This is a genomic window from Exobacillus caeni (genome assembly GCF_005747095.1).
Taxonomy (GTDB): Bacteria; Bacillota; Bacilli; order Bacillales; family Guptibacillaceae; genus Exobacillus; species Exobacillus caeni.
On the sequence record NZ_SWLG01000008.1, the window covers coordinates 49485 to 64382 of the forward strand.

Here is a 14898-nt window from a genome sequence, read left to right on the forward strand (position 1 = left end):
ATAAAAGAAAACATATAAGGGAGGAATAACTGTTATGATGCCATCTTTTTTTATTGCTCATGGTGCACCATTACTAGCTATCGAAAACAATATATATACTAAATTTTTACATGCTTTAGGCATTGCTTTACCAAAGCCTGTGGCAATTGTGCTTTTTTCTGCTCACTGGGAATCAGCAACACAAAAGGTAAGTGATGTCGAAGATTTTGAGACCATATATGATTTCGGCGGTTTTCCTGCAGCACTCTATCAAATTAAGTATCCTGCGAAAGGTAGCGGGTTAGTCACCAACAAGATTGAGGAAGTCTTTACAAAAAACGAAATACCTTTTGAAGTAGATAACAGGCGAGGACTGGACCACGGAGCATGGGTTGTACTAAACATGCTATATCCAGATGCAGATATTCCTGTCATCTCCATGTCTGTTAACCCGAATCTCCCACCAGAAGCACAATACAAGATAGGAAAATCTTTATCTAAGTTAAGAGAGGAAAATATCTTAATCATCGGAAGTGGCGGGACCGTTCATAATTTTGGAACGATTAAATTTGGCAGCGAGAACGGAGATGCTGACCAATGGGCAGTTGAGTTTGATCAGTGGCTAGATCGCCATATTAATAACTGGGATCTTGATACACTATTCAACTATAAATCCTTAGCACCTGCGGCAGATCTTGCTGTACCACCACATGGAAACGAACACTTTATTCCGATCTTTTATGCGATGGGAGCAGCTGATAACGAAAGAACCGGAAAGTTATTGCATAACAGTTATCGATATGGAAACCTCAGCCACAGTGTATGGCAATTCGGGGTGTGAAGTAATCGGGGAAGGAGTCTAGACTTCCTAAAATCATTATGCAAAGGAAAATGATATACTGTACCTAAAGAAAGACTTGTAGAAGTGTATAAGAACGAAATAGTAAAAAGATATTCAGAAGCAGTATTAGGAGGAAAAATGCATGGAAGGAACAAAAAGAGAGAATATTAAACCCGGTTTGAAAGTAAGGGTAGTCCAAAAACAAGACCAACGGACAGGAAAACTAACGGAAGGTGTGGTTTCCAGGTTACTTACCAAATCTACTACACATCCGCATGGCATTAAGGTCATGCTTGAAAACGGCATCGTGGGTAGAGTGAAGGAAATAGTAGAGTGATTGTTAACAAAAAATAAATTTTCCTCAAAAAGAAGCGTGCAAACACTTTAAGTTTGCACGCTTTGTTCTTAACGTTTATAGCTTCTATTAGGCGGGTTGAACCTTCCGATCCCGAGTTCTCTAGCTTCTCCGTACAAAGATTTGATCAGGCTGATCGTCATGAGCAGCATGATGAACGAGAATGGGAAGGCCGCTGCTATCATGGTATTTTGCAGTGCCTGCAGTCCGCCTGTATAAAGAAGTGCAAGTGCAGTTGCCGAAAGCAGGACTCCCCATGTTAGTTTGATTCCCTTACCAGGTGAAAGAGAGCCGTTAGAAGTCATCATTCCTAACACGAAAGTTCCTGAGTCAGCTGACGTAATAAAGAAGGTTCCGATCAAACAAATCGCCAGAATCGATGCAATCATTCCCAAAGGATAGTTAGAAAAGACACCGAATAACGATTCCTCTGTCGCATACTCTGATATCCTTGCAAGCCCTTCGTGTTCTAGCGAAATCGCTGTTCCACCGAATGTCGAGAACCATAGGAATCCGATAACAGACGGAATAAGCAAGACAGTGAATACAAATTCCCTTATGCTGCGTCCTCGCGATACTCTTGCAATAAAGATGCCGACAAAGGGGGACCATGCAATCCACCATGCCCAATAAAAGACTGTCCAGCCGGTGATCCAGCTTCTAGTATCTTCGTCAAGCGGAGCGATCCGAAAACTCATCGCAGGGAGGTTTTGCAAATAGGTTCCAATGGTATTTGTAAAAAGGTTTAAGATAAACATGGTTGGGCCGAGGATAAACATCACGGCAAAAAGAAGAACCGCAAGCAGCATGTTAGCGTTAGATAATATCTTAATCCCTTTGCTTAAGCCTGACCAGGCAGAATACATAAACAGAACCGTTACTACAGCAACTATTACAAATTGGACGACGATGTTAACAGGAAGACCAAACAAGAACGATAAACCGCCGTTAATCTGCACTGCGCCGAATCCAAGTGTGGTCGCTACCCCGATCACAGTGGCGATAACAGCCAGTATATCAATAATTTTTCCCAACGGACCCTCAGCTTTCTTTCCGAGCACTGGATACAACGTTGCACTGATGAGTCCCGGTTTCCCATGCCTGAACTTAAAATAAGCTAACACGAGTGCGACAATACCGTAAATGGCCCAGGCATGAACTCCCCAGTGAAAATAGGTAAACCGCATCGCGTCTTTTATCGCCTGGTTGGTGCCAGTTTCACCAGTTGGTGAACTGACAGCATAGTGGCTGATCGGTTCAGCCGTCCCCCAGAATACGAGTCCGATTCCCATACCTGCACTAAATAACATCGCAATCCAGGTTGGGCGGGAGAACTCAGGTTCATCATCAGGTTTTCCCAGTTTGATTCGGCCGACAGGGCTGATTAAGAAAAATAAGCAAACGATCACAAAGAAAGTAACTAAAATTAAGTAATACCAACCAAAAGCATTTGATATAAAAGTTTGGATGTTAGCTGTAATCGTCTCAAGAGCATCGGGCATTAAAACACCCGCTAACACCAGCAGAAACATCACCGCTGCTGATACTTTAAAAACAGTTGTTACGTTCTTCACCAAAAAACCCCTTTCCTAAACAACAAAATCTTCTTATTTCCCAAATACATATTTTCATTACCCCAACTGCCGGGTAATAATTCCTTTGTTGCCATGAATAGTTAAACAGGAATAAGTAAAAGAAGTAAAACACGGATGTACCTGCACTTTCTTATTCCTGTACATGAAGGGGATCCTTTTTTACAAACATGTTTAGCTTATTGGTTTGGAGGACAGAAAAGACTAAGAGGAGTTTTACAGCTATTGTAGAAATTACCCACTAAAGTGTGGATCAGAAGCACAACTGAGGTGATAACATTGAAAAAAATCATTTTTCCGGCTATTTTTGTTCTACTTCTTTCCGCCTGTTCAACTGAAAACAACCAGCAAGATGAACAGACAGAGCAGAACGAAGAGGAGGCTACTGAAGTATTTTCAAGACAGGCCGAGGTAATCGCACCGAATCTAAATGTTCCCTGGAATATTAACAAACATGACAATACTTTTTATTTGAGCCAGCGACCAGGAAATATTATAAAAGTCGATGGTACAAACGGAACGAAAACAGAGCAAAATATAGAAGTTACAAAGGATATCCTGCAGACAGGGGAAGGTGGCTTCTTAGGATTTATCCTGGCACCAGATTTTTACAAATCACGTGAAGCTTATGCTTACCATACATATGAACAGCAAGGAGAAGTTCTTAACAGAATCATCGTCCTGAAACTTAATCAAAACACATGGACAGAAGAGAGGATCTTATTAGAGGGAATTCCAGGCGGAAGGATTCATAACGGCGGCCGGATCAAAATTGGGCCAGATGGAAAATTGTATGCTACTGCTGGTGATGCTGGAAACGCTGATAATGCTCAGAACCTTGAAACGCTCGCAGGAAAAATATTGCGGATGAATCTGAATGGGACTATTCCTGCAGATAACCCTTTCGAAGATTCATATGTTTATTCCTATGGCCATCGAAATCCTCAGGGACTCGCCTGGGATACCGATGGAACATTCTACAGTTCTGAACACGGACAGACTGCCCATGATGAAATCAATCTCATCGAACCGGGAAGAAATTACGGATGGCCGGTAATCGAAGGAGATGAAACCGCTCCTGGCATGGTTTCGCCAATCTACCAGACAGGAGATACCACATGGGCGCCATCTGGAATCGCGATCAAAGACAGGAAGATTTATGTATCTAACTTAAGAGGGGAACAAATTCGAATCTTTAATCTGAATGACAACAGCGTGAGTACTTTTTTTGAAAACGCGGGAAGAATGAGGGATGTGCTGATTGAAGGAGATACGTTATATACCATTACGAACAATCGTGATGGCCGGGGAACCCCGAGGAAAGGTGATGACAAATTAATAAAGATTGCAATCGAAGAATGAGTATAAGTATCGGAACAAGGAATAGTTGAAATTATAGTACAATAAACGCAAATTTAACGAAGAACAAACACTAAGAAAAATATCTGAAAATAAAAATAGTTTAGAAAATTTCATTCACCGTATTTAAGTACAAAACTTAAAAAGAAAAAACAAATTATACAACATTATTATTTAAATTTTCAAAATAGAAAAACAACTTAATGGAATCTTTTAAACAGATTCTTTATAATAATGTTGAAAAACATTACTAACAAAAAATGAAAGGATGTGTCAGAATGCAGAAGACGAAGGTGGAAGCCCAACAAACGGTTTATGTGAATGAATTTACGAACGGAATCTTAGACCCTGATAAACCGATGCTCGGACCGGTAAAAGACGGTGGAGATATTATCGCAAATACTACCCCGGGATGCTGGGGACCGATGATCACTCCATGTATCCGTGGAGGACACGAAGTTACAAAACCGGTGTTTGTCGAAGGGGCAGATGTTGGGGACGCAATCGCAATACGGATTAAGTCGATCCAGGTTACATCCGTAGCAACTTCTTCTGGAAATGATAAACCCGTAGATGGCAGATTTCTGGGCGATCCTTTTGTAGCTGTGAAGTGCCCGGGCTGCGGAGAGATGTATCCAGAAACTAAAATCGAAGGAACCGGACCACAGGCGATCCGCTGCGCGAAGTGTAATGAGGATGTCACACCTTTCGTTTTTACTAACGGTTATACAATGGCGTTTGATTCTAACCGAAATGTAGGAGTCACGGTACATAAAGAAGTAGCAGAAGAAATCGCCCGAGATGGCCGTTCCTACATGGCAACACCGGAAAAGTCAGTACAAAATCCTATCGTTACCTTCGCACCTCACGATCTGATAGGGACTATAGCTAGACTACGGCCATTCTTAGGACAGCTCGGCACAACTCCATCCAGGCCGCTCCCCGATTCCCATAATGCAGGAGACTTTGGCCAATTTTTAGTAGGGGCACCACATGAATACGGAATCACAAAAGAACAATTAGAAGAACGCACAGACGGCCATATGGATATTAACCGAGTACGTGAAGGAGCAATCCTTATTTGCCCGGTAAAGGTACCAGGAGGAGGCGTCTACCTCGGTGACATGCATGCGATGCAGGGAGACGGGGAAATCGCCGGCCATACAGCAGACGTCTCAGGTGTTGTTACACTCCAAACGAAAGTAATAAAAGACTTAAAAATAGACGGTCCGATCCTCTTGCCAGTTGTAGAAGACCTGCCATACCTTGCAAAACCAATCACGAAGAAGGAAAAAGAAACTGCTCTGCAGGTTGCAAACCAGTGGGGAGTAAAAGGGCTAGAAGAATCACTTCCCATTTCTTTCATCGGAACCGGAGCAAACTTAAACGAAGCCACAGACAACGGAATGCAACGAGCAGCAGATGCATTTGGTGTAACAGTTCCGGAAATCATGAACCGAGCAACAGTTACCGGATCGATTGAGATCGGAAGACATCCAGGGGTTGTAACAGTAACATTTTTAGCACCGACGATGTATTTAGATAAACTTAATCTGACAGAGTTGATCAAGGATCAGTACCATGAGGCGATAGAATAGTAGGAAGTTTGACACACGGGGCTTTAGAGTCCCGTGTGTTTTTTACTGTAAACTTTTTTGGAGGAATTTAATATCATATCGAAAATAGAGGTTGAGAAAGAGGAAATAGAAACCGTCATATTTAGAGAATGTCAACCTTTACTTTCCAACTACAGTAATACTAAATAGGATAAGAGAATCGGTAGTTGGTGCTTGTGTGTGAGGGAAGTCGATTAGATTTATAAAAAGTAAAATCAAAACCACCAGTGTGAACTGGTGGTTTGCTCTGCGGCTGAAAGCCTTTGTTACCGGCCTTGGCCTTAAAGGCCCACCGAAAGGGTCTCCCACTTGCACCACATTCACTCACTAATTCTAAAGAATCCCTCTATTTCTTTCGGTTTTTCTTCCCAGTAAATGGGTCATACTCTTCGAACAATGTTAACTGGTCAGCCATATAGTCTTCTTTCAGCTGATTTCTAATGTATTCCTGTATTTGTTTTTTATTTCTGCCTACTGTATCGACATAGAATCCTCGGCACCAGAATTTACGATTCCCGTATTTATATTTCAAATTGGCATGTCGATCAAAAATCATGAGACTACTTTTTCCTTTTAAATAGCCCATAAATTGAGATACACTTAATTTTGGCGGGATGCTTACCAACATGTGAATATGGTCCGGACATGCATTTGCTTCGTGTATCTTCACATCTTTCCGTTCACATAAATCCCGAATAATTTGACCTATACTCTTTTTATATTTTCCATAAATAATCTGCCTTCTATATTTTGGGGCGAATACAACGTGATACTTACAATTCCATGTTGTGTGTGCTAAACTGTTCATGTCCTTCATTGGGGACCCCTCCTTCTATGGTGAGATGAAGTGGTCGGGAAACCAACTTTATCCTACCATGAAGTGAGGCTTTTTTATTACCACGCTATAAGCTCTCTGGAACCCCCGGCATAGCCAGGGGTTTTCTAAACCACTAATAAAAAAGTGTTGGGTTTATCCAACACTTTCATTTCTATATAAATAGACACTACTAATATTTATATGATTGACCGCCATCAATAGGAACAACTGCAGCATTAATAAAATCTGCTTGGTCAGATAATAAAAACGCAACTAGGTAACCAATTTCTTCTGGCTTACCAAAACGTTTCATTGGGTTAACACTAACAAATTCTTTTCCGACTTCTTCCCAGTTTTCGCCACCGATTTGTTTGAGAGAACCTTCTACCATTGGAGTCATAATAGCCCCTGGAGCAATGGCTTTAATGCTGACGCCGTATTGTCCATATTCAACACCTGAGTTACGAGTTAATCCTACTACACCGTGTTTACTTGCTGCATACCCAGACTGGTTACCTATTCCACGTATACCGCCAACCGAAGCTGTGTTTACGATGGAGCCAAAACCTTGCTCTTTCATCACTTTTAGGACATACTTCATTCCGTAGAATACACCGTTTAAATTGATACTTACAACACGGTTGAATTCGTCAATCCCATAGTTTTCAGTTTCACTTTGTTTTCCTTCTACACCTGCATTGTTAAAGAAACCATCAATTTTCCCGAACTTATCAACTGTATACTGTACAAATTTTTCAACTTCTTTTTGATCTGCAACGTCCGCTTCTACTACTTCAACTTCTGCTTCAGGAGCAACTGATAGAATTTCTTTTTTACTTTCTTCTAAGCCATCTTTGTTAAGGTCAACCAGTACAAGTTTGGCCCCCTCTCTTGCCACTTGTAGGGCAGATGCTCTTCCTAGTCCGGAACCTCCGCCAGTAACCAGAACTACTTTGTTTTCAAAACGTTTCATTGCACTCTCTCCTTTACTCCTTAATATGATAAGATAATTTTAACCTACCAATTCAAGTGTAAAACAAAGAAACGATGTGCCTCAATCAGTAATAAACGTGATTCTGTTGAGTGAATCAACACTTTTTTAGAAAGTGTTGATTTTTTAATATAAGGAGGAAGCTTTGTATGGAAACAAAGATAAGTTTAGTTTCAAAACAAAGTATAAGAACAAAAGCCCATTTAAAAAAAGCTTTTATTTCCTTAATAAATGAAAAGGGGTATAGTCATGTAACTGTTAAAGATATTGTGAATAGAGCAATGTATAACAGAACTACTTTTTATCTTCATTATTTAGATAAAAATCACTTAACAGAGGAACTACAGGAAGAAATGTTTAATGCAATCAAACGTACTAGCATGGACCGTTACCGAAGAGGAGAGAACATTCCAATCACTAACATGGGCCCTGAATCCTTTGAGTTATTCCATTTCATTTATAAGACTCAAGATTTTTTTAACCTATATTTAAAAAAAGATACCATTCCAGGGTTACATCAAGATCTACCAAAAGCTATTTATGAAATATTAGAAGAACATTTTATATTTACAGCTGATAACTCTGATACAATCAATTCTTCCGAACATAAGCTTTACATGGCGTATGGTACTGCCGGACTCATTACCGAATGGATAAGAAAAAGATATATTACTTCTCCAAACGAAATGTCTCTTCAGCTTATTAACATATTAAAAACATTTGCGGATGGATTTACGATAGTAACAAAATAAATAGTTTTCCACCCATGGGTGATTTTTTAAGTCTTAAGTTTTCCGTTGGGAATTGAATGTTCGATTTCAATAAAAGAGGGTGCGGGTTTTCGAAATAATATGCGTATATGTATGGATAAAATGAGCAGAGGATAAAAAGGAAGATATTAATGCCATTTATAAGCACGATGAATTTGTAGAATTTATAGTTTCTAAGAAAGAATAGTAGGGTTTTAAGGTGCCTCCAACCATGTCAATATTAGACGGGAAAGGGGCACCCTTCTATTTTGATTAAATAACTTCTTTGAAAATACTATTGCCGCTATTTCTGATATAAAAATGGTACTTTGGAGGAATTTAACAATTATTGTCGAAAATGTTGATTAGTAACTTTCCTAACGAGGTGAACCCAATGGATCTTATTGAAATCGAAAAACACTTATTCAAAAACGAATACATAGACCTTGCTTACAATCGCTATTTAAAATTCACACACTCAGAAACCTACGACGAGTCTTATAAACAAGAAGTACTGTCAGAGTTAAATACATATTTTAAAGATATACGCATCGATGAGCAAAGCATTGTAGAGATTTCTAAAAAGTTAAGAGACAGTAACCCACAAACAGGAAGTTTTGTTCATTGGAGTAACACAAGTGATTTAGTTGACTATGCAACAAATCGACCTGCAGAAGTTTCTGCTCTACTGAAACAACTCTACAATGAAAATCTGCCTGTTCAAGAGCGGATCCAGGAGTTCCAGAAATCCGGCAAACAATACAACCCACAGATTAAACTCGGAGCACCGTTGTTTGGCTATCTTCTTGCAGCCAAAAACTATAAAAAGTATCCGATATATAAAGAAGATGTTTTTAAAGAAGTAAAGAAATCTTTTGGAATTGAGAAGAAGTTGGGATTAGTTAGTGCCAATTATCATGATTACTATCAAATTTGTAAGACTGCTTATAATTACCTAACCGATAAAAACCCGGAAATCTCGATGCTGGATGTACAGGATTTCTTCTTTTGTTTGACACAGTATGATGAATTGAAGACTGAGACAGCTGTTGATTACATACAAGCAATAGCCAAACGGCTGCATCGATTTTCTAATGACAGCGAAGATTTTGTAGAAGCAATTAAACAAATGGACATGGAAACATTAAAAGAAAGAAGAGAGTACTATCGAAATACTAAGAAAGTCAATCGGATTAAATTTTTAGCCTTAGATCAGTTTATTGAAAATAAAAAATTAACTGTTGAAGATTTAGAACAGATAAAAGAACAAGTAAACAATGAGTATGATACTAACATTCTACATTCCTGGAGTAACTTCACGATTCTTTTTCAAATATACTATCAACCTATTAAAGCAAAAATCCAACATGAGCTCGCCAATATACACCAGGCTATAAGAAACATTGAAGAGTTTGGAGAACAGGAATTTGCAAAGGATAAGGTACTTAACGGTTTTAGCTGGAATCAAAACTTTGGATGTACAGAATCATGGCTTGCTGTATATCCTGCAGATAAGGAAACTCACAAAAGAGCTGGCCAGTTTTTTATGTCGATTGAAGAAAATAGGATCCGCTATGGTCTGCTATTTGGGACAGAACATCCAAACCACGGTGAAGAAGATCTTGATTCTATTACAGACAGTGAGGAGTTTTCATTTAATCGCTTCAAGGAGAAATTTATTAATGTCTTTCCAGCATATCTAAAAGGGAATGAAGTAAAAAGCCCTAACGGAGGTTCAACCAATAATTCACTTGCGGAACCGTTCAACTTAATTTTTAAAAACCTTGAAGAAGCACATTGGGCATTTGACTTCACACAACAAACTCTTAAAGACCTGGGGGTAGAGGGGCCGGGTGATCCACGGGTTGCAGTTACATATACATACCGTGAATTAGGCGAAGCGCTCCATGTGAACTTTTGCAGATGGTTGTTACTAGGTTTTTATAAAGATGAAGAAGGTAACATTATAGTTCGGATTCCTTTAATGGAAGAAAAGTCGTTAAGCCAGTATCCTGTTTACTACCAGTTCAAGCAGCAGGATTCAGATTCAATAATTAACTGTTACCTAATCCCTTTAAAAGACCTAAGACCTATGGATGCAGCCTTAGAGGAGAATTACAGCAGAGCCTTAACTGTAATCAAAAATCGTTTTGCAACACATACCAAATCACCATATAGGAAACAACACAATTCAAGTGCTTTGGAAATGGGAGTTTTTGATAGAGAAAAAAGAGAAGAGCTATTTAACAATGGATTACATGAGCAGCCTACGGGAGGGTCGATTGAAGAAGATGATGATTATGTCCCGATTCCCGCTCTATCATTTGATCAAGATATCAATATCAATGGACTTCACTTTGAAGAAAAGGACTTCTTACTAAAGCAGATCAAAACAGCCCTTCAAAATGGCAAACACATCATCCTGACAGGGCCTCCAGGAACAGGAAAATCAAAACTGGCAAAAGAGATATGCAATTCATTTGAAGCCGATTATGACATGGCAACCGCTACTTCGGATTGGTCGACCTATGAGACGATCGGCGGATACCGGCCGAATGCAGATGGTACGTTATCGTTTAGTCCAGGTATCTTTTTAAACTGTTTTAAAGACTCGACTACAAATAAGCCGATCAACAAATGGTTGATTATCGATGAAATGAACCGTGCCGATATCGATAAAGCATTTGGTGCTTTGTTCTCTGCACTAACTGGAGATGCTGTCACACTTAATTTCCAGTCTGAGAGCGGCAAGTTGATGTTACTACGTCCGCAAAATGAAGAAAAATCAGTGATTCCAAACGATTATGAATATATTATCCCAAATGACTGGCGATTGATCGGAACGATGAATACGATGGATAAAGCTTCTCTCTATGAAATGAGCTATGCATTTATGAGACGCTTCGCATTTATTCCAGTTGGAGTACCTAGAGAAATCAATGAACATCTTGTTGACTCCTTATTAAGTAAATGGGATTTGCATGACTATCCGTATTCTAACATTCTGGCTGCTGTTTGGGAGCAGATCAACGAGTACCGAAAGATTGGACCAGCGATTGTGGAAGACCTTGCAAAGTATACAATGGTTGACGGTGATTTCACTTCTGCAATCATGTTATATGTACTCCCGCAGTTCGAAGGCTTATTTGAGCACCAGATACTTGAATTTGTTGAACGGCTCGGAAATCTAGATGAAGTGATCGATACAGAAAGGTTACGACTATTTGCACAAGATTTCTTTCACATTTAAGGAGTAATCTATGAAGCGAAATGCTGATGAACTTATCGAAGAAATTAGTGACTTTCTCGTAGTGTACCTAAAGTCAGGAAAAGTCGGGCTGAATTCCTTTATAAAAAAAGCACACCTTGAAATCTCACAGCTGGAGCAACTGCTACAAATCCATTTCTTGTTAAAAGAAGAGGTAAAAGAATTTGTCCGCGAACTGCCATTGATGATCCGGAGATTTAAAACATCAACAAATGTAAAAACAGACACATACCAGGGAGAAGTCAGAGGACAGATCAACTGGCAAAGCACTATAAAAGAGCGATTAAGGTTAAACACTCAGGATAAAACCATCTTTTCTGTAAATGAACGAAACCGGAATTATGCCATAAAGGAAAACCTTATACTGAAAGAGCTCTTACAAACGCTATATTCGATTCTGTTTGAAAAAGTAGATAGTGATTATTATAAAAAATATGAATGGTTCAAGGAATGGGAACCACTTAAAGAGACAGTAGATCATATGGTCCGCAAAAACATTTACTTATCAAGAGTCAATCTAGAAAAGGTAACCGTTACGAACAGAATGATCCAGGAAACTATGAAACACCGAAATCCCTTGTATCGTTCTGCAGCTAACCTTTTGTTTCAGTATAGGCGGCTACTGTCAGGAAAGTTAAACGAGACAGAAGTACAAAAGCTATTGCGAGAAACCTTTGTATTCCCTGAGCAAGAGGACGTTTTATTCGAGCTATACTGGGTGGTTCAATTAATAAAGCACAATTCCCAAAACGCCCAGCTCCAATTAATGGATGGGCGAAACAATCTTGTTGCTCAGTGGAGTGATGAAGAATATTTATATAAGATTTATCATGATTCAACAGGATCAAGTAATTTGAGATTTAACATTTCCGTAGATGAGATAAAGAAAGTGAATCATCCTTTTTTAAAAAGGAAAATCGAATCAATGAACCTTGCCAACCAATTGGCTAAAGAACATTTTGGAAGAGGTTTTGATACTTCTACTTACTGGAGTGGGCGGCCGGATATTATTGTGGAGATTTATAATAGGGAGTCGGATGAACTGAAAAAGGTAGTGATTGGAGAGGTGAAGCATACGAAAAGGGTGGAGTATGCGATTACTGGGCTGCGTGAGCTGGTGGATTATATGAAGCTTGTTAAAGATAGGAATAAAAATAACCTTGAAGAGGCTGTCGAGATTAGAGGAATCCTATTTACCGATAAGATTAAGCAGATACCATTCTCTAACAATAGCATAAAAATTCATCATGATTCTTTTAACGATAATAATGTATCTATCATTTATCTTTAGGCAATTTGTATATTGAATAATGACGTAAAAGTACAAAGTAGAACAAGTTACACACGAGAAATCAGCATATTAGCAGGAATTGATAGACACACAACTTAAAACAATAAGAACCATATTTTTAGGATCATTAAGAATAAGAATTTGGGAAGGAGAAAAGGATATGAGCGTTAGCGTCTATGATAAATTGGAAGCAAAAATATATAAATTAAAAGATATTCTAAGCGAAATTGATACTGAAAATTTGCTTGGGCTAGTTGCTACTGAATTTGGAATCACCTTGGATACTAGCGAAAGTATTTTTAAGAAGACGCAATTAAAATCTCCTTTTAAGCAATACTTATATTTGATTGGCTTAATGCTATCAACAAAAGATAACTGTAAATCATCAAAAAATAATCCTCCAATGGAAAAAATAAAAACTCTCCTTAATGAAATTACAGATTATTATGTAGAATTATTTCTTCCTGTTGAAGGACAAGAAGTAGACGAACGATGGTTAGCATCAAGAAAAATAAGTATGCCCGTATTTTTGAATTATTTTAATACAAACTCCTTAACGTATGAAGAACAAGTTATAGAGAGAATTAGAAACTGGTTTACTCCTTTCGATAAATATATCAAAGAACAAATAGGTATAAGTGTAAATGAACTAATATGTATTTTTACTTTTATTAGGGATAACCTGCAAAAAAGGTTCGATGAGGTACAAGTTTTACAAGGTAAAATGTATGAGGAACGGGAACATTTTTTTGAGTATATGAGAAAAAAGAAGGTTTCATTTGAACAAGCAAAGAAAGAATTGCATCTTCCAAATACAATTAAATTGGGTGAAGAGTTCCAATTAATCCATCAGATTAAGATTGAAGATTTAAAGATAGAGTTTGGAGAAAGTGTAGCAAAGAGTTTTGTCAGTGTTTTTTCAAGAATAAGAGAAGAAAGTGATTTTTTCTATTATACTGAACCAAATCCATTTGAAGCATCTCCTATTTGGAGAAAATCTGATGAAATATTATTTGTGCCAATGTACAAACAAATAATCCATGCGATCCACATACAACTTACTGAGTTATTAGAGAATAGTGAACATAGAACGAAATTTTATAAAAATAGGGACAAAAAATCAGAAGATAAAACCCTAGAAATTTTTCAAGGATTATTTAAGGATTCAGCTACATACTACACCTCTGTTTTTGAAAATAATAAATCCCATAATGAACATGACATACTTATTAAATATGGAGAAACGCTTTTTATAGTAGAAGTTAAAGCATCAAAGGTAAAGGAACCTTTTAGAAACCCCGAAAAAGCTTATAAAAGAATCAAGAGAGATTTTAAAAGCGATGGCGGTATCCAAAAAGGATATGACCAAGGATTGAACTTAAAAAATTTAATATTACAAAACGAAGAAACAACACTATATGATTCAAAAGGTACTGAATTAGTAAAGTTAGAAAAAGATAAAATACAGAAGGTATTTATAATTGTTGTTACCGCCGAAGATATGGGAATTCTCTCAACTAATTTATCCTACTTACTTGAAAAGCCAGAGGAAGAACCTTATGCATGGGCATGTAACTTATATGATTTAGAAACAGCTTTGGATGGGCTTGTCTACACACAAGGTACCATAAGTACGTTTATTCAATACTTGGAGGAAAGAGAAGAATATCATGAATATCTTTTAGCTTCAGATGAATTAGAAATATTAGGCTACTTCTTAGAAAATAGAAGCTTACAAGCATTAAATGCCAATAAAGATAAAATGGTTGGCTTCGCTCCAGATTTTTCAACGATATTCGATGATATTTATTTTGAAAAGAGGGGAATATCTAGAAAACAGTCTAATCAAGAATTAAGACCTGCAATTTATAAAAGTACTAAAAAAGTAACAAATAAAGGCACAAAAAAGAAGAAGCGCAAGCAATCTCGAGATAGCAAGAAAAAAAACAGAAAAAAAAAGAAATAGTAAATACATCTTTAATGGGTCTTCTTTTGTCTTCTATGACAAAGAAATTAGGAGAAATAATAAATAGGCTAATA

The 14898-nt window shown here is 37.9% G+C and carries 11 protein-coding genes; 8 read left to right on the top strand and 3 right to left on the bottom strand.

Annotated features, from left to right (window positions below; all coding sequences use genetic code 11):
• Positions 1-34 precede the first annotated feature (34 nt).
• Both FCL54_RS12585 and FCL54_RS12590 read left to right on the top strand, forming a co-directional pair.
• Positions 35-820: a dioxygenase family protein gene (locus tag FCL54_RS12585; protein WP_138126953.1), complete on the top strand. Its 786-nt coding sequence runs from the start codon at positions 35-37 to the stop codon at positions 818-820.
• Positions 821-962: 142 nt separating this feature from the next.
• Entirely contained in the window at positions 963-1157 is a 195-nt protein-coding gene (locus tag FCL54_RS12590; RefSeq protein ID WP_138126955.1) for a YwbE family protein, read from the top strand.
• A gap of 68 nt (positions 1158-1225) precedes the next feature.
• Here the strand turns inward: FCL54_RS12590 and FCL54_RS12595 are convergent, their stop codons facing one another.
• The gene (locus FCL54_RS12595) at positions 1226-2749 is read right to left on the bottom strand and encodes a glycine betaine uptake BCCT transporter (RefSeq protein WP_181954885.1); all 1524 of its coding nucleotides are present in this window, start codon (positions 2747-2749) and stop codon (positions 1226-1228) included.
• A gap of 288 nt (positions 2750-3037) precedes the next feature.
• On the opposite strand from FCL54_RS12595, the gene FCL54_RS12600 reads away from it, so the two are divergent.
• On the top strand, positions 3038-4129 hold the full coding sequence (locus FCL54_RS12600) for a PQQ-dependent sugar dehydrogenase (RefSeq protein WP_342773887.1): 1092 nt from the start codon (positions 3038-3040) through the stop codon (positions 4127-4129).
• A gap of 290 nt (positions 4130-4419) precedes the next feature.
• Positions 4420-5724, top strand: a complete 1305-nt coding sequence (locus FCL54_RS12605; RefSeq protein WP_138127197.1) for an acetamidase/formamidase family protein — start codon at positions 4420-4422, stop codon at positions 5722-5724.
• A 364-nt stretch (positions 5725-6088) separates the two neighbouring features.
• Here FCL54_RS12605 and tnpA read toward each other — a convergent pair whose 3' ends face one another.
• Both tnpA and FCL54_RS12615 read right to left on the bottom strand, forming a co-directional pair.
• Positions 6089-6559, bottom strand: a complete 471-nt coding sequence (tnpA, locus tag FCL54_RS12610; protein WP_138126959.1) for an IS200/IS605 family transposase — start codon at positions 6557-6559, stop codon at positions 6089-6091.
• Between the two features lie 190 nt (positions 6560-6749).
• Positions 6750-7532, bottom strand: coding sequence for an SDR family oxidoreductase (locus tag FCL54_RS12615; protein WP_138126961.1), 783 nt, complete (start codon positions 7530-7532; stop codon positions 6750-6752).
• A gap of 167 nt (positions 7533-7699) precedes the next feature.
• Between FCL54_RS12615 and FCL54_RS12620 the strand changes: the two genes are divergently transcribed.
• The 4 genes from FCL54_RS12620 to FCL54_RS12635 all read left to right on the top strand — a co-directional run bounded on the left by FCL54_RS12620 (position 7700) and on the right by FCL54_RS12635 (position 14824).
• Complete coding sequence (locus FCL54_RS12620; RefSeq protein WP_138126963.1) at positions 7700-8302, top strand: TetR/AcrR family transcriptional regulator; 603 nt, start codon at positions 7700-7702, stop codon at positions 8300-8302.
• Positions 8303-8693: 391 nt separating this feature from the next.
• A complete protein-coding gene (locus FCL54_RS12625) occupies positions 8694-11549 on the top strand; it encodes an AAA family ATPase (protein WP_210238524.1) in 2856 nt (951 codons plus the stop codon).
• A 10-nt stretch (positions 11550-11559) separates the two neighbouring features.
• Positions 11560-12858 (top strand): hypothetical protein, encoded by a 1299-nt coding sequence (locus FCL54_RS12630; protein WP_138126965.1) that lies wholly within the window; start codon positions 11560-11562, stop codon positions 12856-12858.
• A gap of 160 nt (positions 12859-13018) precedes the next feature.
• Positions 13019-14824: a hypothetical protein gene (locus FCL54_RS12635; protein WP_138126967.1), complete on the top strand. Its 1806-nt coding sequence runs from the start codon at positions 13019-13021 to the stop codon at positions 14822-14824.
• Positions 14825-14898 lie beyond the last annotated feature (74 nt).